General features: G+C 42.4%; 25 protein-coding genes and 2 pseudogenes. 14 read left to right on the top strand and 13 right to left on the bottom strand.

Annotated elements, in window-relative coordinates; genetic code table 11:
- Window positions 1-2: 2 nt before the first annotated feature.
- Together AYY17_RS00345 and AYY17_RS00340 are read right to left on the bottom strand one after the other, a co-directional pair.
- Window positions 3-1,148 (bottom strand): peptidogalycan biosysnthesis protein, encoded by a 1,146-nt coding sequence (locus AYY17_RS00345; protein ID WP_067420387.1) that lies wholly within the window; start codon window positions 1,146-1,148, stop codon window positions 3-5.
- On the bottom strand, window positions 1,132-1,935 hold the full coding sequence (locus AYY17_RS00340) for a class I SAM-dependent DNA methyltransferase (RefSeq protein WP_067420382.1): 804 nt from the start codon (window positions 1,933-1,935) through the stop codon (window positions 1,132-1,134). Before AYY17_RS00340 ends, AYY17_RS00345 begins: the two co-directional genes overlap by 17 nt.
- A gap of 462 nt (window positions 1,936-2,397) precedes the next feature.
- Here AYY17_RS00340 and AYY17_RS00335 point away from each other — a divergent pair, with 462 nt between their 5' ends.
- The 6 genes from AYY17_RS00335 (at window position 2,398) to AYY17_RS00310 (ending at window position 8,646) form a co-directional block, all read left to right on the top strand.
- Window positions 2,398-2,862 (top strand): NUDIX hydrolase, encoded by a 465-nt coding sequence (locus AYY17_RS00335; RefSeq protein ID WP_067420380.1) that lies wholly within the window; start codon window positions 2,398-2,400, stop codon window positions 2,860-2,862.
- A 121-nt stretch (window positions 2,863-2,983) separates the two neighbouring features.
- On the top strand, window positions 2,984-4,231 hold the full coding sequence (locus AYY17_RS00330; protein ID WP_067420378.1) for an adenosylhomocysteinase: 1,248 nt from the start codon (window positions 2,984-2,986) through the stop codon (window positions 4,229-4,231).
- Between the two features lie 164 nt (window positions 4,232-4,395).
- The gene (locus tag AYY17_RS00325; protein WP_235843644.1) at window positions 4,396-5,055 is read left to right on the top strand and encodes a Crp/Fnr family transcriptional regulator; all 660 of its coding nucleotides are present in this window, start codon (window positions 4,396-4,398) and stop codon (window positions 5,053-5,055) included.
- 30 nt (window positions 5,056-5,085) lie between these two features.
- The gene (locus AYY17_RS00320; protein WP_067420372.1) at window positions 5,086-6,111 is read left to right on the top strand and encodes a threonine aldolase family protein; all 1,026 of its coding nucleotides are present in this window, start codon (window positions 5,086-5,088) and stop codon (window positions 6,109-6,111) included.
- Window positions 6,112-6,578: 467 nt separating this feature from the next.
- Window positions 6,579-7,358, top strand: coding sequence for an aKG-HExxH-type peptide beta-hydroxylase (locus AYY17_RS00315; protein ID WP_067420370.1), 780 nt, complete (start codon window positions 6,579-6,581; stop codon window positions 7,356-7,358).
- 532 nt (window positions 7,359-7,890) lie between these two features.
- On the top strand, window positions 7,891-8,646 hold the full coding sequence (locus AYY17_RS00310; RefSeq protein WP_235845221.1) for an MFS transporter: 756 nt from the start codon (window positions 7,891-7,893) through the stop codon (window positions 8,644-8,646).
- 7 nt (window positions 8,647-8,653) lie between these two features.
- On the opposite strand, the gene AYY17_RS00305 is transcribed toward AYY17_RS00310, so the two are convergent.
- Complete coding sequence (locus tag AYY17_RS00305; RefSeq protein ID WP_067420368.1) at window positions 8,654-9,535, bottom strand: DMT family transporter; 882 nt, start codon at window positions 9,533-9,535, stop codon at window positions 8,654-8,656.
- An 88-nt stretch (window positions 9,536-9,623) separates the two neighbouring features.
- Between AYY17_RS00305 and AYY17_RS00300 the strand changes: the two are divergent.
- The 3 genes and pseudogenes from AYY17_RS00300 to AYY17_RS00290 all read left to right on the top strand — a co-directional run bounded on the left by AYY17_RS00300 (window position 9,624) and on the right by AYY17_RS00290 (window position 12,452).
- Window positions 9,624-10,960 (top strand): annotated as a pseudogene (locus AYY17_RS00300) (aminotransferase-like domain-containing protein).
- A gap of 198 nt (window positions 10,961-11,158) precedes the next feature.
- Window positions 11,159-12,065: pseudogene (locus tag AYY17_RS00295) on the top strand (DMT family transporter).
- 75 nt (window positions 12,066-12,140) lie between these two features.
- Window positions 12,141-12,452: a cupin domain-containing protein gene (locus AYY17_RS00290; protein WP_067420366.1), complete on the top strand. Its 312-nt coding sequence runs from the start codon at window positions 12,141-12,143 to the stop codon at window positions 12,450-12,452.
- Window positions 12,453-12,605: 153 nt separating this feature from the next.
- On the opposite strand, the gene AYY17_RS00285 is transcribed toward AYY17_RS00290, so the two are convergent.
- A complete protein-coding gene (locus tag AYY17_RS00285) occupies window positions 12,606-13,349 on the bottom strand; it encodes an SDR family oxidoreductase (RefSeq protein ID WP_067421260.1) in 744 nt (247 codons plus the stop codon).
- Window positions 13,350-14,011: 662 nt separating this feature from the next.
- Between AYY17_RS00285 and AYY17_RS00280 the strand changes: the two genes are divergently transcribed.
- From AYY17_RS00280 to AYY17_RS00270, 3 genes are all read left to right on the top strand, one after another.
- Complete coding sequence (locus AYY17_RS00280; protein ID WP_067420363.1) at window positions 14,012-14,710, top strand: tetratricopeptide repeat protein; 699 nt, start codon at window positions 14,012-14,014, stop codon at window positions 14,708-14,710.
- A 22-nt stretch (window positions 14,711-14,732) separates the two neighbouring features.
- Entirely contained in the window at window positions 14,733-15,200 is a 468-nt protein-coding gene (locus AYY17_RS00275; RefSeq protein WP_067420362.1) for a DUF4878 domain-containing protein, read from the top strand.
- A gap of 101 nt (window positions 15,201-15,301) precedes the next feature.
- Window positions 15,302-15,835: a toxin-antitoxin system YwqK family antitoxin gene (locus AYY17_RS00270; protein WP_067420359.1), complete on the top strand. Its 534-nt coding sequence runs from the start codon at window positions 15,302-15,304 to the stop codon at window positions 15,833-15,835.
- An 82-nt stretch (window positions 15,836-15,917) separates the two neighbouring features.
- Here AYY17_RS00270 and AYY17_RS00265 read toward each other — a convergent pair whose 3' ends face one another.
- The 8 genes from AYY17_RS00265 to AYY17_RS00230 form a co-directional block, all read right to left on the bottom strand.
- Window positions 15,918-17,051, bottom strand: coding sequence for an SEL1-like repeat protein (locus AYY17_RS00265; RefSeq protein ID WP_156656598.1), 1,134 nt, complete (start codon window positions 17,049-17,051; stop codon window positions 15,918-15,920).
- A gap of 24 nt (window positions 17,052-17,075) precedes the next feature.
- Window positions 17,076-17,438, bottom strand: coding sequence for a hypothetical protein (locus AYY17_RS00260; protein WP_067420355.1), 363 nt, complete (start codon window positions 17,436-17,438; stop codon window positions 17,076-17,078).
- The gene (locus AYY17_RS00255) at window positions 17,435-18,493 is read right to left on the bottom strand and encodes an SEL1-like repeat protein (RefSeq protein WP_156656597.1); all 1,059 of its coding nucleotides are present in this window, start codon (window positions 18,491-18,493) and stop codon (window positions 17,435-17,437) included. Before AYY17_RS00255 ends, AYY17_RS00260 begins: the two co-directional genes overlap by 4 nt.
- Window positions 18,494-18,809: 316 nt before the next feature.
- Entirely contained in the window at window positions 18,810-20,186 is a 1,377-nt protein-coding gene (locus AYY17_RS00250; protein ID WP_067420348.1) for a rhodanese-like domain-containing protein, read from the bottom strand.
- 8 nt (window positions 20,187-20,194) lie between these two features.
- Window positions 20,195-21,187, bottom strand: coding sequence for a YeeE/YedE family protein (locus tag AYY17_RS00245; protein WP_067420346.1), 993 nt, complete (start codon window positions 21,185-21,187; stop codon window positions 20,195-20,197).
- Window positions 21,188-21,432: 245 nt separating this feature from the next.
- On the bottom strand, window positions 21,433-21,855 hold the full coding sequence (gene arsC, locus AYY17_RS00240; RefSeq protein ID WP_067420344.1) for an arsenate reductase (glutaredoxin): 423 nt from the start codon (window positions 21,853-21,855) through the stop codon (window positions 21,433-21,435).
- 10 nt (window positions 21,856-21,865) lie between these two features.
- Window positions 21,866-23,155 (bottom strand): arsenic transporter, encoded by a 1,290-nt coding sequence (locus tag AYY17_RS00235; RefSeq protein ID WP_067420342.1) that lies wholly within the window; start codon window positions 23,153-23,155, stop codon window positions 21,866-21,868.
- A gap of 84 nt (window positions 23,156-23,239) precedes the next feature.
- Window positions 23,240-23,575, bottom strand: a complete 336-nt coding sequence (locus tag AYY17_RS00230; RefSeq protein WP_067420330.1) for a metalloregulator ArsR/SmtB family transcription factor — start codon at window positions 23,573-23,575, stop codon at window positions 23,240-23,242.
- 229 nt (window positions 23,576-23,804) lie between these two features.
- On the opposite strand from AYY17_RS00230, the gene fic reads away from it, so the two are divergent.
- Window positions 23,805-24,881 carry a protein adenylyltransferase Fic gene (gene fic, locus AYY17_RS00225; RefSeq protein ID WP_067420328.1) on the top strand — a complete coding sequence of 359 codons (1,077 nt, stop codon included), beginning with the start codon at window positions 23,805-23,807 and terminating at the stop codon, window positions 24,879-24,881.
- A gap of 63 nt (window positions 24,882-24,944) precedes the next feature.
- Window positions 24,945-25,223, top strand: coding sequence for a VF530 family protein (locus AYY17_RS00220; RefSeq protein WP_067399625.1), 279 nt, complete (start codon window positions 24,945-24,947; stop codon window positions 25,221-25,223).
- A gap of 23 nt (window positions 25,224-25,246) precedes the next feature.
- Here AYY17_RS00220 and AYY17_RS00215 read toward each other — a convergent pair whose 3' ends face one another.
- Window positions 25,247-25,654, bottom strand: coding sequence for a bleomycin resistance protein (locus tag AYY17_RS00215; protein ID WP_067420326.1), 408 nt, complete (start codon window positions 25,652-25,654; stop codon window positions 25,247-25,249).
- Between the last annotated feature and the right edge of the window lie 213 nt (window positions 25,655-25,867).

Here is a 25,867-nt window from a genome sequence, read left to right as displayed (position 1 = left end):
CTTTAGTTTAGCAGTGTCCAGTCGGACGTAAGATGTCTGTCGTATTGCTGTTTGTAACGTTGATAAAAAAGGCGGTTATAGTCTTCACACTCGCTAATTGACAGGGGAGAAGCATTGTCAAACAGCAATAGCGCTGCCAGTGGCTCTATTTTTGCACCACGTTGAGCCTTAGCTCTGAGGGCAGAAATAGAAAACCGACATTCACTAATGCCATTTTTTGCTGCGTAATCTAAAGAGTGGTAATAGTTCAGAACGAAATAACGGTAGTCTTTATCTTCTGTCTGATAATCTGAACCGTAATAGCGGGCATGAAGGCTGTAACCAAAACGGTAAAAAATGGTTATACCTACTATTTGATTATCGCGCCTGGCGACGGCAGCGATAGCTGTGCTGATAATCGAAGATCTTTTTTGTCCATCAAATATACGCCTCATCCAGTCAGCCCCTTGATGGCTACCGTATTTTTTTCGATTTTCAGCAATCAATTCTGCTGCTTGTTTTAGTAGGGGCTCGTCCGGGTAACACCATTCGACGGTGTTACCTACCTGAGAAAAAGCAGCCATTTCTGCACGGACTCTATTCCGGAAATTACGTCGTAGTTGCCGTAATTGAGAATCAAGTCCACCTTCGGGTACAGTCAGAGATGCTTCTGCTGAATGCATCACTACCCGGGCATGAGGATAGTATTGAGCAACTTCCACAGCCTGGCGAAGTGGCATATAAGGGATAACTGCTGCGTAATATCCCCGGCGTTTAGCCAATTGGGCCAACCTTTTAGCAATGGCAGACAATGCTGCACCACGCCGCCGTCCTTGCACACAGGGGATTTCATTATGTGTGGAACGGCGGGCACCACCCCATAAGAATGGCTGCTGCCAGGGACCTTCCAAACCGGGAAAGTAGTCTGATAGATAGAACAACCCGGGTTGATCTTCGCCATCCCAAAGTGGGCAGCCACCCAATAACCCGGCACTGTCGTACAAAGTAAAAACCTCTCCCTCCCCCAGAGAGTAATCCAGTGCAGCTAACCAGCCGTGGCTATTAAAGAAATTATGACTAGTGACCAGAGCATCCCATTCATGCTGGTCAATATGTTCAATGTTGGAACATAAACGGGGATCAACGGGTTGGCTAAAATGGCTTAACATATTTTTCCTTAATGCATTCAATAATGGCCGCATGCGGACATTGATCGTAGTGGGAAAGATATGCTGGCAGAATATTGGCCAGTACATTTAATGGTTTCCAGCTCACAGTCTGAAACCCCACCTGATATAACGTATTTTCTAATGTCTGGCGTGACCAATAATAGGCTTGTATATTGATATCGTAAGGTGGTTGACAGATATGAAACCGAACCGGACTGCCGTCCATACGGGGCTGTTCTTCAATCAGACGCAGGCCAAAGGGGCGATAATATTCTGGATTTGCATTGAAATCAGGATGAATAGGTAATGTGAGTAATCTCCCTCCCGGTTTTAATATCCTGGCCATGGTTTGGCTCATTTCCAGTAAGTCTTTGTGGTGAGTCGCATAGGGCATGACATAAACGGCAAGGACGATATCGAAATACTCATTGTATTTTTCATCAATATTTGAAAGATAAAGAATTCCACGCTGTTCTTTTTCCTCACGTCGGCGGGCATAATTAAGCATACCTTCAGAAATATCATGTCCGATAATGCCTTTTGCTCCCAGCTCATTTAACCAACGCGTGATTACACCCGGCCCGCAGCCAAAGTCCAACACATTTAAACCAGAGAGATCCCCCATTAATTGTTCTAACGTTGGAAGCTCTAATTTCTTACGGTACGGCCAAGAAAACATCTTTTCATAGAGTTCGGCGTACTCGTCAAAGGTTGCAGGATTAAATTTAGATAAATTTGCCTGATTTTCCTTGGCGGATGAAGTGCCTGAAAATGGTGTAAGAAGCATAACGTATCTCCACTTTCTCACAATAACATGATTAATTAACAGATTGTTTTCTCACCTTTTACACAAGGCAGAAAAAAAATATAAACTAAGTTAGTCTTGTTGATATGCCAACATATAATATAAGATGCGCGTAATAAGCAAGTTGATTAAGTTAATATTTTTATAAATGAGTTAATATATAAAAATGCCATGAGTTATTAACGGATTGGTTGGTTATTAGTTTTTAATTGCTGTCATTAAGTATTTCGTTACATTCATTGCGATGATTGCTTTATATTTAATGGCATTTTTATTTAATTCCTAATTTCATTTTTTTTAATTTTATCGTTGCTAAGTTTATTTATTATTAATATGCATTATTTAAGTTATATAAAAATTCCTTTGCATTAGCGTAGACACTACCGGTAATCATGACGATAATTACCTGAACCATTAACTAAAAGATAAATACACAGAGAAAATATGACATCATCTGTTATCAAACATTTCACCGCATCCGGGCTTATCAGTGACAACCGGGGGCATTTTCTGTTGCATCTGCACCCCAAGCTCGGGATCTGGCTGCCGCCGGGCGGGCACATTGAAGAAAATGAAGAGCCACAGGATGCGGTGCTGCGCGAAATCCATGAAGAAACCGGACTGGATTGCCGGGTAATCAGCTGGGATACACAGGCACAACAACACATCACACCACTGCCGGAAGTGGATGTACTCCCGCTGCCGATGGCCATTCTGAAAGAATTTATCCGTGATAAAAAAACCGGTGAACACCGGCACATTGATATGGTGTACTGGTGCCGACCGTTACGTGAGGATGTCGCCGTACATCCGGAATTTCACTGGCTGACACCCGATGAAATCAGTACGCTGGATAATGTCCCGCAGGATGTTTGCGGGTTGATAGCCATGATTCAGTCCCGGCTCTGATCACAAAATATCATCCGGTTAACCTTTTTGCCGGTTTCAGGGCAATTGCCCTGGAGAGATATAATGCACTCCGTTACTGTGACGAAATTCCCCGTTATTGAAGACGTACACAGGAGTTGCTATGGTCACCGGTATCTATAAAGATCTCTCACTAGCCCCTCAGGGCGAGCAAAAAATCACCTGGGTCCGTGCCCACATGCCACTGCTACGGGCACTGGAACAACGGTTTATACAAGAGCAACCCTTTGCCGGAAAACGTATTGCGCTCTCTATTCACCTGGAAGCCAAAACCGCCTATCTGGCACGGGTTCTGGCGGCAGGCGGCGCACAGGTGTCAGTCACCGGCAGTAATCCGATGTCCACAAAAGATGATATTGTCGCTGCTCTGATTGTCAGCGGGATCAGTACCTTTGCTATTCACGGGGCTGATTCGCAGGCATATCAGGAATTTGTAAAACAGACACTGGCCTGTGAGCCGCACATTGTGATTGATGACGGCGGCGACCTGGTTCATGAATTGCACAGTATCTATCCTGAATATGCAAAACACACTATCGGCGCCTGTGAAGAAACCACCACCGGTGTTTTACGCGCGATTGCCCGTGAAAAAAATCAGGCACTTAATTTCCCGGTGTTATCCATTAACGGCGCACAATCCAAACACTTGTTTGATAACCGTTACGGTACAGGGCAATCCACTTTTGACGGCATTATGCGCACGACCAACCTGGTCATTGCCGGGAAAACGGTTGTCGTTGCCGGTTACGGCTGGTGTGGTAAAGGCTGTGCAATGCGGGCCAAAGGATTGGGTGCTGAAGTCATTGTGACAGAAGTTGATCCTATCAAAGCACTGGAAGCGAAAATGGACGGCTTTGCCGTTATGACCATGAACGCGGCGGCAGAGCGGGGAGATATCTTTATTACCGCCACCGGCTGCTGTGATGTACTGACAGCGGAGCATTTCAGTCTGATGAAAGAGGGTGCGATAATCAGCAATACCGGTCATTTTGAAGATGAAATTAACCTGACTGACCTGAAACAGCTCAGCGACACTATCACGACAGTCCGTGATAATATCGAGGGCTGTACTCTGAAAAACGGACACACTCTCTATTTATTAGGTCGCGGTGCGCTGGTCAATATCGCGTGTGCGGATGGTCATCCGGCAGAAATTATGGACATGAGTTTTGCGCTTCAGGCACTGAGTGCTGAATACCTGCTCAAACACAGCCTGGAAGCCAAAGTCTATGATGTCAGTGATGAAATCGATCGCAATGTTGCCGCGCTGAAACTGAAAGACATGGGCGTTTCGCTGGACAATCTGAGTACAAAACAACAAAAATACCTGAATGGTTATGAACTGAATTAATACAATTCACTGCATATACATCAACCGCAGGAAACACACGCCTGCGGTTGATACAGACTGTTACACCGTAACAAAAAATAACCCGCCACAATCTATTCAAACACACGATTAACCGTGTTACCGTATTTTCACGACAAATATCTCAGTCCGACCAATTAATAACGATGATGCAAAACGATACCCCGTTTCGTGAACTATGGCTGAAATTCAGTGAAGAAGAGCTTTTGCCCGGAGCAGACGGCTTGTTCCGTGATGCCCCTGATCTCATCAGAAATACCGTTACCACACTGCATATCCGTAACGGACAAAACCTTATCTGTCAGGGTGACCCTAACCAGGCGGTTTATGTTATCCTGGACGGTGAATTTATCGTTAATAAACAAGCGGAAAATGGCAAGCAAGTCGGATTAACTTTTTGTTATCGCGGAGAGTTCCTGGGTGAAATGGAAGCCATCTGCCGGCAGTCCTACCGGTATGATGTTATTGCATTATCAGATTGTCGTGTTCTGCGCATGCCGGCAACGGCATTTCTGACCTGGCTTGCTCAGGATCACCGCTTGTCACTGCTGCTTAATCGTCAACTGGCAAAACGTTGTCTGATTAACGGCGAGCAGCGCCTGATGAATGCCGTTGATTCTATTGAAAATAACTTACTTTATATGCTGACACAAATCAGTGGTCACCAAATCCGTCTTCCCCGGGATATGCTCGCCAGTATCCTGGGAACCTCCCGGCGCCATGCTGACAAAGTCCTGCTGCGCCTGAAAACTCAGGGAAAAATCACCCTGGATGAGGGCGTGATCGGGTTGGTAAGCACGACCTGATTTTTCAGGAAAACATAATTGGAGGAATATATGTACCGTTTTCAGAATGATTATAATGAAGTAGCCCATCCGGCTGTTTTAAAAGAAATAATTGACACCGCGGGGCACCGTCACGACGGCTACGGAATGGATTCACTGTGCAGTCGGGCGGCTGAATTGATTAAACAGCGGATTGGTCGTCCTCAGGCTGACGTGCATTTTTTCAACGGCGGCACCATCACAAACCTGACGGCTCTCTCTCACTTTCTGCGTCCGCATCAGGCGGTTATCTCTGTCAGCACAGGGCACATTGCGACACATGAAACCGGCGCGATTGAAGCAACAGGGCACAAAGTTATCACTGTCTTTTCCCCTGACGGAAAACTGACACCCGATCATCTGAAACCGATTGTTGCTCAACACAATGATGAGCACTGGGTGCAGCCAAAACTGGTCTATATCACGAACTCCACCGAAATCGGTACGGTTTACCGTAAAGCGGAGCTACAGGTGCTGCGCCAATTCTGTGATGAGCACGGTTTATGGCTATATTTAGACGGAGCACGTCTGGCATCCGGTCTGATGTCTGACGTGAGCGATCTCACGATTGAAAATATTGCCGCACTGACAGACGCATTTTACATCGGTGGTACTAAAATCGGAGCCATCGCCGCAGAAGCGCTGGTGATTAACAATCCGGCACTGAAAGACGATTTCCGCTTTAGTATCAAGCAAAAGGGTGGCTTACAGGCAAAAGGCTGGTTGCTTGGAGCGCAATTCCTTGCACTGTTTACCGATGACCTTTATTTCACATTGGGCCGCCATCTGAATAATATGGCAGGGCAGTTATCTGCATTCTTTACAGAACAGGGTTTCACCTTTCTGGCACCACCTGAATCCAATCAGGTGTTTGTGATCCTGCCTGCGACACTGGCCGAAAAACTGAAAAAACAGTTTGTATTCCATGAAACCTTGCTTGCTGAACCTGGTAAATCCTGTTTACGCCTGTGTACCTCATGGGCGACGACACAACATGATATCGATGACTTTAAAAAGACATTTTTATCTTTGATATAAGCCACTCAGCCTCTTATTGATACCGCCCGGCAGATAACGCCGGGCGGTATTTTTTATCTGATAGCAAATAAATTATTAATTCCTACATTAATTAATGAATATTTAATTAATAAACACACCTCTGATTAACTTTAATTTAAAGAATTGTTTTTTTGTGACTGCCATCTAAGAAATTACATGTATCACGAAAAAATGTTTTTTTTATTTTTTGTTTTTAATTTACGATTTATTGGTTATTCAAACACAGTAATAATCAATTTAACTCCATTTGTTATTATTTATAAGGAATTAAAATAATGAAAAAATTAGATACCAGTAAGTTACTGAAGATAAAATCTCCGTTATCTGGTTGGTCATTTAGCAAATAATATGCTCGCTATTTAATAATGGTTGCACGTCATGCCTGTTTATTACAGGCATGACCCTCTTACGGACGTTACTATATATAATAAATGGAGCATGATAGTATGTTTAATCTGACTTTCCCTGATTATTCGCACCAGCAGGCTTATCACTATTTTTCACACGAGATTTATACATCACTGAATTATCTATTGAGTTTTTATCAATTACCTGAAATACAACCCTCATTGCCGTTATCATGGGAAACCTGTGCTATCCACTATATAGCCGGTATATATGCTGAACACGAAGAGCACTCAACTGCGATAACCTATCTTAATCAATTAAAAAGAGAAGGTAGCCAGCAACAACTTACAATATCACCACTGAGTTCTGATGATTGTTCATTTGCAGCACATATAATTTTAAAGATAATCAGGGACGATAAACAGCTTGGTTTCGGCTATTGTGATGACAACCAACTGGCGGCGGATGAAACGGTAAAAATTAAGGAGGCGCTTGCCGTCATTTATCGTTATGTCCCTGATACCGGAAAGGAGATCAATCAATTTATTCATCAGATCTACCTGACTCAGGAAACAAAAGATGGCTCCCGTTTTATGCGATCAGGGACTAATTTTTATATGTGGGGCATGTTATTTACCTATATTCATCCGTCGCATTCTGTGGCGTATTACATTGATATTCTGGCCCATGAGTGTGGACATACCGCACTGAATATACTGAATGCACAGGATCAACTGGTATTGAATTCACCCGATGATGTCTTTACCGCTCCATTACGTGATGATGACAGGCCGATGATCGGTATCTTTCATGCGCTATTTGTTCTTTCCCGTATTTGCTATGTATTTGATGCAATTATTAAAAAAAAATACCGGTGAATGTACCCGTGAGTATAACGAACGGTTTACGGAGAGCCTGAAGAAATTACGCAATACAGCAGATATTGTCAAACAACATGCTGTATTTACCGATACCGGAAGGGCGATTTTTTCTGAAATATGCCAGCGTTGGGATATTATCTGATGGGGACATACCGGGCCATTTTTGAAAAAAACAACCGGTCTATTAACCTCTGTTTTTTGCTTAATGCGATGGGATCCGGGTTACTGATGCCTCTGGCACTGTTATACCTTGTCGGTACACATCTCAGTGCTAAAGAGATCCTTTATTTAGGAACAGTAAAGTTTTGGTCATATTCACTGGCTTACTTTATAGTGATCCCGTCAGCAGTACGGTTTGACAGTAAAAAAGTCATTATTTTTTCGCTGATATTTAAATTAATATCACTGTCACTGCTATTTTATGACCAATCCTTTTATCTTTGTCTGATTGTTATGCTGACAAACGGTATTGCCACATCTTTTTTTTTCAGTTGCATCAAAATATTATATTAAAGCCACAGCAGAAAATATGAGTGAAATCTTCTCTGTACGGATGACACTCAATAATACAGGTGCGGCCATTTCACCTATGATGATCAGTGCGTTTGTCTTTTTTTCTGTGACATTTACCTTTGCACTTCTGATGATAATTTTGTTCCTTATCATCGGTATCTTATTCTCAACCGGGTTAAAAAATTGCCCCGGAAAACCACATCAGCCACGTAGTGCTATCACTGTTTCAGATCTGGTAAATAAAGATGTCGCGATTATTTCAGTTATCAGTATTCTTTTCTCTATGCTGTACTACACCTTTGAAGTCATTGTTCCACTGGAGTTAGTGCAATCAGATAACAAATCACTCATTGGGCCGGTGATGTTATTCAACACCGGTGTGATAATTCTCGGACAGATCCCGGTCTACCGGTATTTCACAGAAAAGTGGGGCATAGTGAATGCGATACTGATGGCAACCGGACTTTGTATCCTTCTGTTTGTTCCCTGGTTTTTTCAACTGACAGCATTACCGGGGCTGCTGTTAATTGTCATTGGTGTAACATTCCTGGAAATGTTTTACGGAGCAGGCATTGATACGATGATTACATCAGTGGACAGCGACCGGAATATTGCCATACTGGATGGTATTTCCGGTGTGGCACTTGCCATTGGTGCCGCAATAGCGGCGGTTATCTATGGTGATTCGGTTATGTTTATGCCGTTGGTAATAACACTGTTTATGTTAACCATCGTTTTCAATATTCAGTCAAAAAATAAATCCCCCACATAATAACCTGTCAGGAAAATCGCTTTGAACCTGCCACGCAGGCAATAACACCAACGGTTGATGCAATCATAACAACACTAACCGTTTCATTGAGTAGCAACGCAGAAAGAACCAATCCGAAGAATGGCTGTAACAGCTGCAACTGACTGACGCCGGCAATACCGCCCTCAGCCAGCCCGCGATACCAAAAGAAAAAACCAATCAGCATGCTGAATAACGCAACATAGATTAATCCGCTCCATGCCTGCGCCGGTATACCACGGAATGTTTCCGGCCAAAATGCAATACACAAAATTAACATCACCGGCAGAGAAATAACTAACGCCTGGCAAATCACCTGCCAACTGCCGATATGACGGGAAAGGGCTGCGCCTTCGGCATACCCGAGCCCGCAAAGTAATACGGCCGCCAGCATACAGAAATCACCTGTCAGTGTACTTTCCCCCCCCTGAAACAATGCAAATCCCATAACAAATACACTGCCGAGGACTGAAAAAAACCAAAAGGCAGGTTTCGGACGTTCATTGCTGCGCAAAACACCAAACAATGCCGTCGCCAGAGGTAATAATCCGAGATAGACAATAGAATGAGCAGAACTGACATATTGCAGGGCAAGGGCGGTCAGCAACGGAAAACCAACTACCACACCGGCGGCCACTAACAGTAATGACGGGACATATTTTGCAGCCGGCAGGCGCTGGCGCATAACCACTAAAATTACCAGTGCAAAAATACCTGCTATTGCCGCCCGTGCCACGGTCAGAAAATCAGGTGCAAATCCGGTAATACCCGCTTTTGTGGCGGGTAAAGAGCCGCTGAAAATCAGGACACCAATAAACCCGTTGATCCAGCCGCGCGCCGAACGGGAAGCGGGTCTTATTTCATCATTCATATCATATTCCGGTTAATAACGTCTTGTGATACCAGAGCCTAATACTGATAATCATGACAATCAAAAAATTGTCATGGATACACTTCAGATGGTCGCACCACGTTATAAATGCTACGTCGATACAATCGCAGCCCGTATCCTGAGTGGTGAGTTGCCTCCCGGGACTAAATTACCCGCACACAGAAAGTTTGCCGCTGATGAGAAAATTTCATTAGTGACAGCGTCACGAATATATAAGGAATTAATCAATCTCGGATTGGTCAGAGGAGAAACAGGACGCGGAACATTTGTGCGCGATATCAGTTTGTTGCCAACATTTAGTATTGAGCGGGATGTCATGCCGGAAATGTATGATCTTAATTTTATTTATCCGGAAATTACAGGACAGGAAACACTGCTGCGCCGTTCATTGCGTCAGTTATCCATGAGAGGTGATCTGGACAGTCTGTTACATTATCAGCCTCACACCGGACGACGTCATGAACGCATGATAGCGGCACAACACCTGAGATTACGCGGTTTTTCATCCGTTAATCCGGAAACGGTCGTTATGGTGAGCGGCGCACAACATGGTCTTGCCACCATTGTGCTGGGCATGTTCAGCCGGGGGATGTTATTGCAACAGATGCACTGACATACCCTGGTTTCAAGGCACTGGCACAAATGTATCATATTGATTTAGTAGCAATTCCTGTTACAGAATCCGGCCCTGATTTAACGGCATTTGCGAAAATATGCGAACACCGGAAGATCCGTGGTTATTTCACCATGCCGACATTGCATAACCCACTGGGCTGGGTGATGGATTTAGCATCCCGCAAGGCGTTGATTAACCTTGCAAGAAAATATCAATTCTGGCTGATAGAAGATGGTTCATATTCATTTCTGCAAAAAACATCACCACCGCCACTGGCTGAACTCGCTCCGGATATCACATTCTATGTGACCGGCTTTTCTAAAAATATTGCGAGCGGCTTGCGAGTGGGATTGGTTGTTGCACCACCGGAACATATTGCCAATCTTGAGCGCATTATCCGTATTACGACCTGGAACACACCGGCACTGACAACAGCGATTATCAGTGAATGGTTAGAGCAGGGGGATGCGGAAAAACTGGAGCAGAGAAAACGCCGTGATGCAAAAAACCGACAGGAGATTGTCCGCAGAATTTTTACTGATTTTCCCTATATTGCCCATCCATGCAGTTATTTTTTATGGATCCCATTACCTGCGGGAGTGCGTTGCGATGCCGTTATCAGCCGTCTGCGGGAAGCCAATATTGCCGTCAGTTCCGCTGAATCTTATGCCGTCACCCGGGATATTCCGCAAGCTATTCGTGTTGCAATTAGTTCACTGACGTATGACGAGCTGGAAACAGTACTGCAAACAATAAAACAAACAATAATCTATTTCATTGATTTTTAATCTGAAAATAAAATTCAATCTATCGGCGTATACTGATTATTATCATCGTATTGTCAGAATAAAAAAGGATATGGCTCCTGATTTATTTTAAAAATACAACAATTAGTTTAAAGTAAGTGTTGTTTTTTGATACGGGACAATAACATAAATAATGTGGCAGTTAAGATATGAGCACACTACGCAGAAATGTGAGGATTTATGCCATACTTATTCTTAGCATTAGCAGCCTGTTTTTGGGGAGGAAATTATGTTATCGGCCACCTTTTAGTCTCTGATGCAGACCCCATAATATTGTCTCAATTACGCTGGTTAGTGACTGCCATATTGCTCATGTCGCTTTATTTTAAACAGGTAAAACAACAGTGGGCATCAATGAAGGAAGCAAAGGGTATTATCCTTTTCCTTTCATTATGCGGTCAGGTTTTATTCCCGGTAACACTGTATATTGGCTTGCAATATACCAGTTCATTGAATGCCGCTATTTATATGTCAGCCACACCATCTATTGTATTACTTATCAATGCCGTTGTTTTTAAAGAGAAAATAAACAAACGGAATTATTTTGGCGTATTTCTCAGTACATTAGGTGTTATCTATCTGGTATTCAGAGGTAATTTAGACTTGAATAGTGTGACTGACAACCTAAATAAAGGTGATTTATGGGCAATTTGCTCTGCTGTCAGTTGGGCATTATATTGTGCATTCCTGAGATTAAAACCCCGTACTGTTAACGGTAATGCCTTTGTCGCAGTGAGTTCAGTGATAGGTAGCCTTATTTTATTGCCAATTTTAATATATCATCTGTACACATCAGGCTCTGCTTCTGATTATAATGCTATAGATGCTGGTCATTATATTTCATTATTCTTTCTGGCCGGGCTTGCTTATTTAGTTATTTTTCCGTCATGGCTATCTTACCTGTTATGGAACAAGGGGATATTAACAATAGGTGCAACCAGAGGCGAAATTTTTTCTCATCTTATCCCACTGAGCGGCGGTTTTTTTTGGCGTGATATTTTTAAATGACGCACTGCAAAGTTTTCATTTGTTAAGTGCGGTTCTGATCATTTCCGGTATTTACTTTTGTTCGACGACCAGGAAATAGAATAGGAAAATTATTGATTCCGATTTGAAAAACTGCAAATATTAAATAATCGATTGATAATTAAAAAATCACAAAATGAAAACATACAAAAGCAAAGACTTCACCGCAGACAAAGCGTGGCAGGCATTAGATATCGCTAATTTTGACGGCACAACAGTACGGTTGCACTGGACAGATAAAGCATACAAGTGGCACGTTAATGACGGACAAGAAGTTTTTGCCGTCATGGATGGCACGGTAGAAATGCATTACAAAGAGAATGGCGAAACAAAGAAAGTTATCTTAAATGCCGGTGATATTTTTTATGCCGGTATCGGCTGTGAACATGTTGCACATCCGGTGGGTGAAGCCAGGATACTGGTGATTGAAAAAGAGGGCTCGGTTTAGGGAGGAGGAATTCAACAAGATCGGAACAGGGTAATCACAGACGCCAAAGCATCGGATTCCTACATTTGATACTTTGGTTCGTATAATGTATATTATGTTAAATGCGATTAGTGTAATGATAAATACGCTCACATCCCACGCTATCACACTTGATTACCTACCGCCTGCTGCATCGATAATGCTACCGGTGACGTAGGAAGAAGAATTGCTTAATAGCCAGATTATGATTTCTGCTATCTCTTCCGGTTCTCCGCCTCTTTTCATCGGTAATTGTTCTGCAACCCGGTTAACGCGTCCCGGTTCTCCACCATCGGAATGCATCTGCGTATAAATATAACCGGGACGCACGCCGTTTACTCTTATGCCGTCGGCGGCAAGTTCCAGCGATAATCCTTTTGTTATGGTATCCATAGCACCTTTAGATGCAGCATAATCAATATATTCTCCGGCAGCTCCCAGCCTTGCCGCAGCCGAAGAAACATTAACAATCCCTTTATCTTTATAATTGCCATAAATCCGGGCATTTCGGATAAATTCCCTGCAACAAATTAATGTTCCGGTAACGTTGATACTTAACACCCGGTTTATCCTTTCTGCTGTTAATTCTGCTGTAGTGCACTGCTGAAATAAGACTCCTGCGTTATTAACCAGGTAATGAAGTTCACCTCTCTGTTGCTTAATAATTTCAAACATACGGACGACATCATCCTCACAGGCAATATCACATTGGATAGCCATCGCCTGTCCGCCCTGTTCTTTTATTTGCGAAATTACAGAATCCGCGGCGTGGTTATCAGATTTGTAATTGATAAATACAAAATGTCCCGATACGGCGAGTTTCATTGCAGTTGCCTTGCCTATACCTCTGCTACCACCTGTGATTAGTACATTTTTCATTAAATTTGTTCTCTCTGGTAACGCATAAAGATAAGCATACAGATTGCCGTGCAATAGCGCCAATACAAAGACTCCTGTTGTTAAATCATCCGGTGTCCGAAGCCGCTACCTGCTAACGTAACAGTTCACGCAACTAAATCGCTGTAATCACCATACTACGGGCACACCAGACAAGTGCCCTTTCTGGCTTGGGAAACTACTGCCGCCAGTTGTTCACCACCGACAAGGCTTATTTATTCGTATCTTAAAAGCATAGCTGGCTCGTGAAACCGGGAGTTTTACTGTAATGGAAGGATGTCATTTTCAGCGTTTTCCCGGTCAGATGATAAAATAAAAAATAAAACAGACACTTTAGTATGCGTTGTTATTTATATAATGATATATATCAGTCAGATGAGATTATTTATATTTTAGTTTCAAAGCAGAATATTGTGAGAATGATAATTAAGTAAATATAAAATTCATGTGAAAACATCTGTTTTTTACGTGTTAATACCGCATTTTTCTGGTTAGTTACTATTAATAATCCTGTCACATCATTATTCAGAGTAATTATGTTTTTATAAATAACCGTCGTGCTATATAGTAAATTATGTAGTGCCGAGATTTTTAATATGATGATAGTTCAGCTTACAGGCAACCTTTTTCAGGAATGATACGTTATGAAAACCGATCGTTATTCGTGGGTAATATTTATTCCTTTTATTTTTGGCATGTCGATGAGCACTGGCGTATTAGCCGCTTTTGATGATGAAATTGAAGATGCGCGTCAGGGCGATTCTACAGCACAAACCCGAATCGGTTATTTTTATGAAAATGGTGAAGGTGTTGCTCAGGATTATCAGCAGGCCCGGTATTGGTATGAAAAATCGGCATTACAAGGTGATGCTGTCGGACAGCGAAATATGGGCTGGCTCTATAATCAGGGGATTGGTGTAGCTCGTGATTATGTAAAAGCGGCACAGTGGTATCAGAAATCTGTTAATCAGGGTGATGCTAATGCTCAGTTTAATCTTGCTTTATTATATGAAAAAGGACGTGGTGTTAAACAGGATTATGCGAAAGCACTTAAACTGTATACGCAATCTGCAAATCAGGGTTTCAGATACGGACAACGTAATTTGGGCATGATGTACGTCGATGGACTGGGTGTTACGCCTGACTATGAACAGGGTGCAAAATATATCCGGATGGCGGCCGATCAAAACGAAACCCTTGCTCAGGCAATGCTTGGTTATTTGTATTATGAAGGCGCCGGAGTCAAACAAAGCAATACGGAAGGCTATTTTTGGTCAGAATTATCTTGCCGGAGCGGTAATGCGGATGGTTGCCGTATTTTAAAAGAATATGGTAATAAATAAATTATATAAGGAAATTAATAGCATGAAATCATTAAAAATTACTTCTGTACTTATTTTTATGTTCTTTTTATCGGCTTGTGCATCATTACCTAATTTCGGAAAAAAAGTGGACCAGACGTCTCCGGATGCGGTTGCTAACGCCTATATAGAAGCTTTTTATTCAGGTAACCCGGGTACGATAAAAAAGATACTCTCCCCAAAGGAGCTTGCTGAAATAAATGAAGACGAAGATACAAAAATGATTTTTATTGCTGTCGAGAATATAGGTAAATATATTAAAAATGGTGGTGGTTACAAAAATTTAAAAATCACAAATATTAAGAAAAGCAATAATGACACCTCCCGTAATTATTACTATGATATTGATTTACCTTACGTTACCCGTCATAGTCCGACTGAATGGTTTGAGAAAAGCTCCAGTATCGATCTCATTAAAGATGCCAATGGCTTATGGTGGGTAGCAGAAATAGATGGCATCTATCGTCTGTAGTAATATTTCATTAACAGTTAAATACAGATTTCCTGTATTTAACTGTTACTCTTTTCGTGTATTAATCATCTGAATAAAAGCTTTTAATTCATGGGGTTTCTATGAATACAATCCGGTTTTTTATGTTCAGTTCTTTATTTCTTCTCGCTGCCTGCGGAACATCCTATGTCACACAGGATAACGGAATATCATTTGATAACCTTTATGCTCTTGAAGGCTCAGAGATCCCCGTGTTCGATGTTCCTGACGACACAGAGAATGGCGCGTATGTTCACTACAAAAACGGTAATCTGAGATATAAAACATGGATAAACAACGGATGCATCGACCGTTATCTTTACACTTATTATGATAACGGAAATTTAAAAATGTTTCTTCCATTAAGGAATTGTAAAGGTAACGGTATTATCCGAAGTTATTATTCCAACGGAAATTTAGAAAATGAAATGGGTGTTCGTGACGGGTATCTTTATGGTCCGTTCAAACGCTATCACAATACGTCCAATAACGGTATTTATATGCAGGGAACAATGAGCAACGGTGTTTTTGAAGGACTCGTTGAGCAATATGATGATGACGGAGAATTAGTTAAAAAAGGTGAGATCAGGAATGGTAAAATTTATCCGTTACAGTAAAGCCCTTCTGCTCCGGATAAATAGCTGACAATAACCGAGTCCGGAAGGGAAACTCATTCCCCTCCGGAACAGATATTTTGTGTTATTTTTTCACAGCACAATTCTTTTTGCCGTCACAATAAAAAATAACCACTCTGCCCCCGGGAACGTCATTACGGCGGCCAAGCATGGCATTAAGCCTGGTTAATGTATAATCTTCGCGGTAATAACGGGCATCGGTCGCTGACATCGCCAGTGTCATATCGCCGTTCCAGGCCGGTAGTCTCGCCGGGGGCAACGGCAGAACATTTTCCAGATTCGGGTATCGTCTGTATCCCGAACCTTTTTTCAGCGGATTTTGTCCGATACTTTTTCGGTACGGGTCACTCAAAAACAGCCCGAAATGTAAACTGTCAGCAAAGCGCCCGGTCCGTTTTATAAATTCCGGGGAAAGATAATTTTTACCTTGTTGGGCCTTATAATCGCTATTAAAGCGGGCAAACTCTTTAAATGATGAGGCGTTTCCTGCTTTTGCGGCACGCCAGAGTGTATTAAAGGCAGTATCCCAGTCCGATTGTGTTGTGGCATTTAAATTCTGTGCCAGTGCTATCATATTTAACGCAATCCCTGAGCCATTTTGTGCTGCACAGTGCAGGAAGGGTTTTGCTTTTGCTGTATTGCGGGCATCAATATGTAACTTCGCAATTCCCATCATTGCCTGCGGATGGCCGTTTTCCAGCGCCCTGTTAAAAAAGAAAGAGGCAGGACTGACTGTTTTGATAAGACTGTAGCTGCGGATATTTGCCGTATTAAAGAAGGCTTCGGTATATCCTCTTTCCATCAGGTAATTCAGGTATTGCTCTGCTTTTTGGGAATTAAATTCGATATATTCGTAAAATCCGTTATCTATTTTCTCCTGAGTATATAATGTTGCCATCAGCAGCATAGCCCGGAGGTGTCCGGCACTGGCCGCTTGTTCGCCCAGTTGATACATCTGCGGGTATAAGCCGATTTCTTCGTCTTCCCATATTTTGCGTGCAATCTGATAGGCATTTTCTGCAGACGGAACAGAATTGTCAGGTATTCGTTTATATTCGACACAGGGAGGTGCCGGTATTTCCAGTATTTTTACCGCAGGATATCGTTTTGACGGATTATAATCCGATGCATGTGCAGTAATACCCGAAAATCCGGCAATCAATAGTCCGGTGATAAGAAGTCCGGTAATTTTTTTCATATTTTCTTTATTCCCTGTCATCGATTACCGGACATTTATCAGCTGTTGTGTACAGCCGGCATCAGTTATCATAAAGGTACGCGGCTGGATAATATTATCCAACTGATACAGTTGACCGATCACAAAATTATAGCGAACCTGTCCGTCTTTATTCGCGAGGCCATTTTGCACGGTGCGTCCGTTTTCACGCAAAACATATACTTCACCTGCATAAATTACCCCGAGTGACCCGTCTTCCACAGGTTTATCGGGGGCGGCAAGTACAACCCCCTGACTACCGATAGTGATAGCCAGATCAATGGTTTTTCCGCAGGTTCCGGCCATAGCACCGGCACTCACAGATGTGTATGCCAGTAATAACAGTGAGTGAAAAAGTTTTATTTTCATAATAATCCGTCTACCTGAATCTCTTTTGCCAGTCGTTTATAATCATAGTCTGTCTGATAATCCCGTTTATCTTCATCGGATAACAGGATGGTGATATCGTCATTCCATGGTGGCAGGTTTTTAACAGGCGGAAACGGCAGAACTTTATTAAGATTCGGGTAACTGTAATTATCATTACCCTGCACCCGCCGTTTTTTACCTTTCTGACTGATATCATCATGATAAAAAAGCGGGTCCGCCAGTACCATTAAAGTATGCATTCTTCTGGCATACTCCGGGTTGGTGAAGTAGTAATATTTAAATCTCGGCCGGAAGTCACGGTCATCATAAAACATAATACCGCTGAGAGCGTCGATATAACCGGATTTGGCGGCAGCCAGGTAATAACTAAAACCTTTATTCCACTCCTGCATATTTTTCCCGGCATGGAATACGACATCAGTGGCCAAATCATCCAGAGCAGCTCCCCCGCCATCGTATTTTAAGGTGCAAGACAGCAGTTTGTTTGCATCATCGAAGCGCTTAACCGTCTGGAATATTTTGGCGACACTCACCATTGATTCCGGATCACCGAGTGCGGCGGCCTGAAATAAAAATGCGGATTGTGGTGTTTTGACATCTTTATATAAACGTCGGTTTTCAACCATCAGTGCAAATGATTTTGCGACATTCTGACGCATCAGGATATCCAGATATACTCTGGCCTGTTGGGGATTAAATTCCACGTAATAGCTCGGGTTTTTCCGGCGCAGATAAAGTTCAGCCATCATTAACTGCGCTTTCCAGTGTCCGGAATCTGCAGCTTTGCGGCCGAGAACATACATTTGTTTGTAGAACATTACATCGCGCTGCCCTTTTATTTTATTGGCAGCACGGTAATAAGTGTCAATTGTTGAATAAGGAGCTAAGGATAATACCGGTTCAACCGGGGTATAACACTCCGGCACAGGAACATTGACGAAATTAATTTTGTTCTCTGAAAGTACCGGCGGACCGGCATTGACATTACAACTTACAATACCTGCAATAAGTATCACCACCATGGAAATTCGCACCAGACCCTCCCGGCGATATTAAACCGCTCATATCACGACTGACCATGTTATCTCAATAATTCACAGGCAGTATAAAATACATAAAAATCCGTATACAGATAGTGATATCAGCATACAATATTATTTTTACTGCGGACGTGACTGATATAACATCATATCAGGATTATGTATTTTCAGAATATACCTGGTGAACACGATTATCAGTTATATCTTGCGATTAATTACATTTCGTAAGAAGTTATATAGCGGTCTTGAAACATTAAATCCAATCTCAGATATACCCGCCCGTAAACAGGCGGGTAATTCAGGTGCCATATCAACTTTTGCAGGATTGTCCCGGTTTTTTCACAATTTCACCAAAGTCATTCAGTGCATTTGGTTTGCTGATTTTGCTCTGTGCATTATCCAGCACCGGTAATTCCGGGTTCATTTGCCATGCATTCCAACCGCCATCATATATCTGACTGTTTTCCCAGCCCGCCATTTGCGTCATAAACCACGAGACACTTGCCCGCCATCCGGTTCCGCAATAGAACGCAACGTGATCTGAAGGCTCAATTCCCTGCATTTTCCAGAGTGCAAAGATCTCTTCCGGATTACGTAATGTGCCGTCAGGGTCATAATAATCAGACATGTCATTGGAATTCTTACCGCCAAATCCCCAGATAGCCCCTGCCGGCTCGCCTTTACGCGGAATATAATCATAGCCGGTAATTTTTCCGGTATATTCATCCCATGTACGATTACTGATCAGTTTTAATCCTGATTTTTGTGCCTGAACAGCTTCAGCAGGCATGGAAATATTGACCTGTGGATTTGCCGGAATAACGGTACCAAAATCAGAAACCGGTACAGGTATATTAACCACAGTTTCTGTCGGTAATTCGGCATCAATCCAAACATTCAAACCACCGTTAAGAAAACGGATATCTTCAACTCCTGCCCACTTCAGCGCCCATAATACCCTTAATGCCGCCATCTGATTTTCAGAATAGACTACGACCGGGGTATCTTTGCGGATACCATTTTTCAGTAAATTATTTTTAATAACATCTGGTTCGGATAAATTCCATACCGGTGCATTTTCAATCCAGTCAGTATTAAAATGATAGGCACCTTTAATATGGGTGGAATATGATTTTGATTGTTCCGCCTCTCCCCATGAAACTTCAAATATCACGGGTTTCTTATCACTGGTATAACTTTCCGGCTTTTCACCGTTAAGTGCGGCATTAACCCATCCGGCTGAAACACTCATCTGATAATTCGGGTATTTTTCCATCGGGTAATTTGAATTTGCATAGTGAATAAACTCTTTAAATGCGAGTACATTATAGCCTTTGGCGGCAAATTCAGCGGTGACTCTGTCCAGGTCGTCTGGGTTACTGTCATAGAAAACCAGCGTTTTTTCTTTGGTAATTCCTTTTTCAGCAACAAAATTGCTGAATTTGTCTTCATCAATAAAATCGAGCCAACCGGTAGTAAATTGCATTGCACCCTTTATATGACCACCGCGGGTGGCACCTTTATCTTTAAAACCAAAATACAGGCTGTCCGGACGTGTATCTATAATAAGGTAATCCGGATTATCCAGGTTTTTTGATAACTCACCGACACTGATATCTTTTACGACGGTCTGATCACAGCCTGACAACAGCGCTGATAATAATAAGATTGTTAATTTTCCTTTCATATAGGTTCCTATATTCTGCACTGTGATGGTCTTATGAAATAACTGGTGATCCAGACGCCGGCCATAATAGTCAGTGTTGAAATCCAACCCTGCCAGGAGAAATACGCGGTCGCAACAAGAGAATTAGTGACGGTACACCCGCCGGCAAGTGTTGCCCCTATTCCCATGACTATGCCGCCGGTTAACCTTTTTACAACGGTTTTTCCGTCCGGTGGTAATGTTAAAGTAAACTCCCCGCGTATTTTAGCGCTGATCATTGAACCGGCGAAAATACCGATAACAAATAACATTCCCCAATTGAAATAACGCTGCTGACCTGTCACTAAATATTGAATGACATTGGCGGAAGGCACAGAAATACCAAAACCGAAATTGCGGCCGCTTTCCGCACTGAAATACCAGGCAATAATACCCAGTATACCAATAAGTACGGCGGTAAGGTTAAGAGGTAATCGCTTAAATTTTCCCGATGATGGCGGCGAATAACGGGGATGACGATGCTGATAAATCAGTAATCCGACAGTGATAATAATTAATACAGCGACCAGAAACCACGGAGAGATATTCAGTGTTTTATAAATAGTGTCAGCCTGTGCCGGATGTATTAATAATGGATCAATCCAATGTTTTAAACTGCCTTTCCAGGCTGACGCCATGGTGACGACAAATGCAAACAAGGCAATCCACGTTCCTGTCAGTCCTTCACCGGATCGGAACCAGGCACCGCTACCGCAGCAGCCCGCTAATACCATGCCAATCCCGAATAAAAAACCGCCAATAATAGTAGCGGTAACCGGCAGTGTACCTTCCGGAATAGTCAGTAATCCCATGGATTGCAGAGTAAAAAATCCGGTCGCCTGAATAGAAACCGCAATCAGCAGCGCAGTAAGAAAACGGGGGTTTTTCTGATAAACAATATTCCTGAAACCGGAAACAAAACAAAATTGTCCTGATTGTAAAAGCCCGCCAAAGAGCATGCCGATGAATAAGCCGCTAATCATGAGCAGGCTCCCGTAAAGATCCTGTGAACCGCATAAATATCCCTCAATAGTTATCCTGAATAAAACCAGAAAAACCGGTAACCGCGCTTTAAATTATATCCTGAGCGCGATGTTCCGGTTCTTTTCTGATTTTCTTATGATAACGCTTAAACAATGAGATTGAATCTTATTAACTTGTTCTGCATCAATTTCCGGAAGAAAAAAGAGTGATCTGATGAAATATCCACCAGATCGGATAAGTGATATCAGCTCTTTTGTCGGGACAGATTATGAACCACCTCTCCATCCTCTTTAATAAAGTCACACTTTTGTGGTTGAGGTAATATTGTAAGCACAACTTCTGACGGGCGGCAAAGTTTTGTACCTGACGGTGAAACCACAATTGGCCGGTTAATTAATATCGGATGCTGTAACATGAAATCGACAAGCTGTTCATCTGTGAAAATATCATTTTCCAAATTTAATTGTTGGTAAGGTACAACATTTTTCCGCAGAAGATCTCTGGCCGTGATCGCCATGTCTGACATCAATGTTACCAGGGTATCTCTGTCCGGAGGTGTGTCCAGATAATAAACAATATCAGGCTCTTCCCCGCTGTTACGGATAATCCCGAGAACATTTCGTGATGTGCCACAATCCGGATTATGATAAATTGTTATATTACTCATGCTATCTCTCTTAATTCAGGGCAGACAAACGAAGCACCAGTGCTACCAATGTGACGGTTAATACAGGAATGGTCATGATAATTCCCGTTCTGAAATAATAGCCCCATGTAATGGTGATGTTTTTTTGTGATAAAACATGAAGCCATAACAGTGTCGCCAGGCTGCCTATTGGTGTAATTTTAGGTCCTAAATCTGCACCGATCACATTGGCATACACCATTGCCTGCTGTATTAATCCGCTTGCCTCACTGCCTTCGATTGATAATGCGCCAATTAATACTGTCGGCATATTGTTCATTACGGAGGATAAAAAAGCGGTGATAAATCCTGTGCCTAATGTGGCCGCCCAAAGACCAATGCCTGCAAGGTAATTCAATATATCTGAAAGATAATTCGTCAGGCCTGCATTTTTCAAGCCATAAACAACCAGATACATTCCCAGTGAAAAAATAACGATTTGCCATGGTGCGCCGCGTAATACGGTTACGGTATTAATCACCTTCCCGGCTGATGCAATGATATAAAGAATTAACGCACCCGTTGCCGCAATGGCGCTGACAGGAATACCTAATGGCTCTAATACAAAAAAGCCGATCAATAACAGCAGTAATACACACCATCCGGCTTTAAACGTTGCCGGGTCTTTAATTGCAGATGCCGGGCTATTCAGCTTTGATACGGTATAGTGCTGAGGAATATCTTTACGGAAAAACCAATGTAACATCACCAGTGTTGCTATAATTGCCGCAATATCAACGGGAACCATTACAGAAGCATATTCGTTAAAACTGATATTAAAAAAATCAGCAGAAACGATATTAACAAGGTTAGAAACAATCAGCGGGAGACTTGCTGTATCCGCTATAAACCCGGCCGCCATAACAAATGCCAGTGTTGTACCTTTACTGAAACCTAATGCGAGCAACATGGCAATGACAATCGGTGTCAGAATTAATGCCGCACCATCATTGGCAAACAGAGCGGCAACGGATGCGCCCAACAGAACAATATAAGTAAATAATAAGCGCCCTTTTCCGCCTCCCCATTTAGCCACATGCAGCGCTGCCCATTCAAAAAAACCACTTTCATCTAAAAGTAAACTTATGATAATAACCGCGACAAATGTTGCAGTCGCATTCCAGACTATATTCCAAACAACCGGGATATCCTGAAAACTGATTACCCCGGATACCAGTGCTAATACCGCACCAATAGTTGCACTCCATCCTATGCCAAGCCCTTTGGGTTGCCAGATAACAAAGGTGATAGTCAGAATAAAAATAAATGCTGCAATTAGCATGCGTTGCCTCTTTTGAAAAATGAGGGACTATTAGTCGTCACGACTTCATATATGAATTATCAAATGTGTTTGTCTAAATTTTTTTTAGTCAGCACAACTGCCGGCAGATCCTTTGTTTTTTATCGGGCTCAGTAATCCGGATACTCTGCTTTGTTCTGTGATATAAACCTGGTCTATAATTTGTTTTACCCAGGGTAATAATGCAGGAGATAGCCGGTAGTGAACCCATTTCCCGTGTTTTGAATCCAGCAATAGTCCGGCTTCACGTAACATAGCCAGATGTCGGGATGTTTTTGGCTGAGAGAGGTTTAATGCCGTATAAATATCACAGACACACAATTCACCTGATGCCTTTAAAAGCAAAATAATATTCAGTCGTGTTTCGTCACTGAGTATTTTGAATAGTTGTAATGGTTCCATACCCTCTCCTTTATTATCTGTCAGTTAGTGTATATCACCACGTCATATCCGTCAAAACATATATATTAATAAAACAGCTATGAGTTCGGTTCACCGGATACCTTTATCACATCGACACATATCAGTGATATGTCGATAAAAGTGGGTTTTTCGTACATATAGTGCGTGACATGTTTATACTATCAACATAGTATGGTCATATGTCGATAAAAACAGGTTTTGTAAACATATGACTCATGATCCGAAAGTTCCTTACAATGCGCTCCCGGCTCTGCCGCCGGATTTGGATCTTATTGAAACACGGAAAATACTCAAAGCCTGCATCACTGCACGTGCGGCGGTTGCTGAACTGAAAACAGCAGGAGAACTGATTCCGGATCCTGCCCTGCTGATCAATATTTTGCCGTTGCTGGAAGCAAAAGATTCTTCCCGTATTGAAAATATCGTTACCACCAGCGATCAATTATTTCAGTATGCCGGTCACGAAGAGAACGCTGACCCCGCAACTAAAGAAGCATTACGCTACCGCACTGCGTTGCATAATGGTTTTGCACAGTTAAACACATTTCCGCTGTGTACTAATACCGCAATAACGATTTGTACAACGCTGAGATCTATTCAGACGGATATCCGCAAAACGCCGGGAACCGTATTAAGCGACCAATACGGGAATGTGATATATACCCCGCCGTCAGGCGAAACGGTTATCCGGGATTTGCTGACAAACTGGGAAACATTCCTGCATGCGGAAGATGATATTGACCCTTTGATTAAAATGGCAATATTACACTATCAATTTGAATGCATTCATCCGTTTCCCGATGGTAACGGGCGAACCGGGCGGATACTGAATATTTTATATCTGATTCAGACTGACATTCTGTCATTGCCTATTCTCTATCTGTCACGTTTTATTCTGGAAAACCGGGATAAGTACTACACATTATTACGCGGAGTGACAGAAAACCGGGGCTGGGAGCCCTGGATACTTTTTATGCTGGAAGCCACTGAAAACACAGCAAAATGGACATCCCGAAAAATAGCCGTTATCCGCAGACTAATAGAAGAAATTACCGGATACGTACGGGAAAAATTACCTAAAATTTATACTCATGAGTTAATTCAGGTTCTTTTTGTACAACCTTATTGCCGGATAGAGAATCTTGTTGAACGGGGTGTGGCAAAACGTCAGACGGCCTCTGCTTACCTGAAACAACTGGTTGAAATAGGTGTGCTGGAAGAAATGCAGTCAGGGCGGGAAAAACTGTATCTTAATACTCGTCTGTTACAGGAATTAAACCGGTAATCTGTGTTAAACTCCGCCAGCTCCCCTATTTTTTGATATCTGATATAACAGGACACTTTATTCATGACAGCAAATACGTCTAAAGACCCTTTGCACGGCGTCACTCTTGAAATGCAGGTTAATGCTCTCGTTGCCAGATATGGCTGGGTCAAATTGTCTCAGATTATTAAGATAAATTGCTTTAAAAGTGACCCGAGTGTGAAATCAAGCCTGAAGTTTTTGCGCAGAACCCCCTGGGCGCGCGCAGAAGTTGAAGCGCTGTATCTTGATTCACGGGATGAAGATATTCAGGAAGAAGAGACACATCCGGGATTTAATCCCTGGACTAAAACGATTGAATAGATATTATCCGGCTTTTCTTCTGCTCAGTGATTAATAACCTGAACCAGGCGTAATAAATACCCGTCCGGATCCTGAACAAGGAATTGGCGTTGCACCCGTTCAGTGTTATTGACCTGATAGACTCTTTCCTGTGGCGCTGAAAATAAAGGATAATGATTTTTTTCTAATGCCGATAAAATCATATCCTGTTGTTCAACATCAATCTGAAAATTAATGCCACGCCCGAAAGGCGGAACCAATGGTGCAGTTATCCATTGATCTTCCTGGTGCTCCTCCAGCATAAACTGAACCCCGTTTAAATCCAGATAAACAAAACGTTCTTCCGGGCGTTCATATAAAATCGTAAAACCAAGAATGCCGACCCAAAAAGCGAGACTTTTCTCTAAATGACTGACAATCAGTTCCGGGACATTTTTATTTCTGTAAATCATGTTCTTTCCTCTGTGTCATAACACTCCACCAGATAATACTTTGTTCAGGTTACACCACAACGTAACGCTGAAGCCGTGACTTTGAATCAATATTAGTCCATTGCGTCTGATGAAAGCCAAATACAACACTCTTTGAAAAAAAACTAATAACGCTTGACCTTCCCCTAAAGGGAAGGGTTAGTCTTCTTATTATAAATCTTATTCCAGAGGGAA

This window comes from Morganella psychrotolerans, from assembly GCF_001676055.1.
GTDB lineage: Bacteria > Pseudomonadota > Gammaproteobacteria > Enterobacterales > Enterobacteriaceae > Morganella > Morganella psychrotolerans_B.
Note: the sequence above shows the minus strand (reverse complement) of the source record. Positions and strands in the feature narration are given on the sequence as shown.

Excerpts from the sequence above, each read along its gene's own strand:
- AYY17_RS00345 (WP_067420387.1), bottom strand. The coding sequence starts at position 1,148 with ATGTTAAGCCATTTTAGCCAACCCGTTGATCCCCGTTTATGTTCCAAC.
- AYY17_RS00340 (WP_067420382.1), bottom strand. The coding sequence starts at position 1,935 with ATGCTTCTTACACCATTTTCAGGCACTTCATCCGCCAAGGAAAATCAG.
- AYY17_RS00335 (WP_067420380.1), top strand. The coding sequence starts at position 2,398 with ATGACATCATCTGTTATCAAACATTTCACCGCATCCGGGCTTATCAGT.
- AYY17_RS00330 (WP_067420378.1), top strand. The coding sequence starts at position 2,984 with ATGGTCACCGGTATCTATAAAGATCTCTCACTAGCCCCTCAGGGCGAG.
- AYY17_RS00325 (WP_235843644.1), top strand. The coding sequence starts at position 4,396 with ATGATGCAAAACGATACCCCGTTTCGTGAACTATGGCTGAAATTCAGT.
- AYY17_RS00320 (WP_067420372.1), top strand. The coding sequence starts at position 5,086 with ATGTACCGTTTTCAGAATGATTATAATGAAGTAGCCCATCCGGCTGTT.
- AYY17_RS00315 (WP_067420370.1), top strand. The coding sequence starts at position 6,579 with ATGTTTAATCTGACTTTCCCTGATTATTCGCACCAGCAGGCTTATCAC.
- AYY17_RS00310 (WP_235845221.1), top strand. The coding sequence starts at position 7,891 with ATGAGTGAAATCTTCTCTGTACGGATGACACTCAATAATACAGGTGCG.
- AYY17_RS00305 (WP_067420368.1), bottom strand. The coding sequence starts at position 9,535 with ATGAATGATGAAATAAGACCCGCTTCCCGTTCGGCGCGCGGCTGGATC.
- AYY17_RS00290 (WP_067420366.1), top strand. The coding sequence starts at position 12,141 with ATGAAAACATACAAAAGCAAAGACTTCACCGCAGACAAAGCGTGGCAG.
- AYY17_RS00285 (WP_067421260.1), bottom strand. The coding sequence starts at position 13,349 with ATGAAAAATGTACTAATCACAGGTGGTAGCAGAGGTATAGGCAAGGCA.
- AYY17_RS00280 (WP_067420363.1), top strand. The coding sequence starts at position 14,012 with ATGAAAACCGATCGTTATTCGTGGGTAATATTTATTCCTTTTATTTTT.
- AYY17_RS00275 (WP_067420362.1), top strand. The coding sequence starts at position 14,733 with ATGAAATCATTAAAAATTACTTCTGTACTTATTTTTATGTTCTTTTTA.
- AYY17_RS00270 (WP_067420359.1), top strand. The coding sequence starts at position 15,302 with ATGAATACAATCCGGTTTTTTATGTTCAGTTCTTTATTTCTTCTCGCT.
- AYY17_RS00265 (WP_156656598.1), bottom strand. The coding sequence starts at position 17,051 with ATGAAAAAAATTACCGGACTTCTTATCACCGGACTATTGATTGCCGGA.
- AYY17_RS00260 (WP_067420355.1), bottom strand. The coding sequence starts at position 17,438 with ATGAAAATAAAACTTTTTCACTCACTGTTATTACTGGCATACACATCT.
- AYY17_RS00250 (WP_067420348.1), bottom strand. The coding sequence starts at position 20,186 with ATGAAAGGAAAATTAACAATCTTATTATTATCAGCGCTGTTGTCAGGC.
- AYY17_RS00245 (WP_067420346.1), bottom strand. The coding sequence starts at position 21,187 with ATGATTAGCGGCTTATTCATCGGCATGCTCTTTGGCGGGCTTTTACAA.
- arsC (WP_067420344.1), bottom strand. The coding sequence starts at position 21,855 with ATGAGTAATATAACAATTTATCATAATCCGGATTGTGGCACATCACGA.
- AYY17_RS00235 (WP_067420342.1), bottom strand. The coding sequence starts at position 23,155 with ATGCTAATTGCAGCATTTATTTTTATTCTGACTATCACCTTTGTTATC.
- AYY17_RS00230 (WP_067420330.1), bottom strand. The coding sequence starts at position 23,575 with ATGGAACCATTACAACTATTCAAAATACTCAGTGACGAAACACGACTG.
- fic (WP_067420328.1), top strand. The coding sequence starts at position 23,805 with ATGACTCATGATCCGAAAGTTCCTTACAATGCGCTCCCGGCTCTGCCG.
- AYY17_RS00220 (WP_067399625.1), top strand. The coding sequence starts at position 24,945 with ATGACAGCAAATACGTCTAAAGACCCTTTGCACGGCGTCACTCTTGAA.
- AYY17_RS00215 (WP_067420326.1), bottom strand. The coding sequence starts at position 25,654 with ATGATTTACAGAAATAAAAATGTCCCGGAACTGATTGTCAGTCATTTA.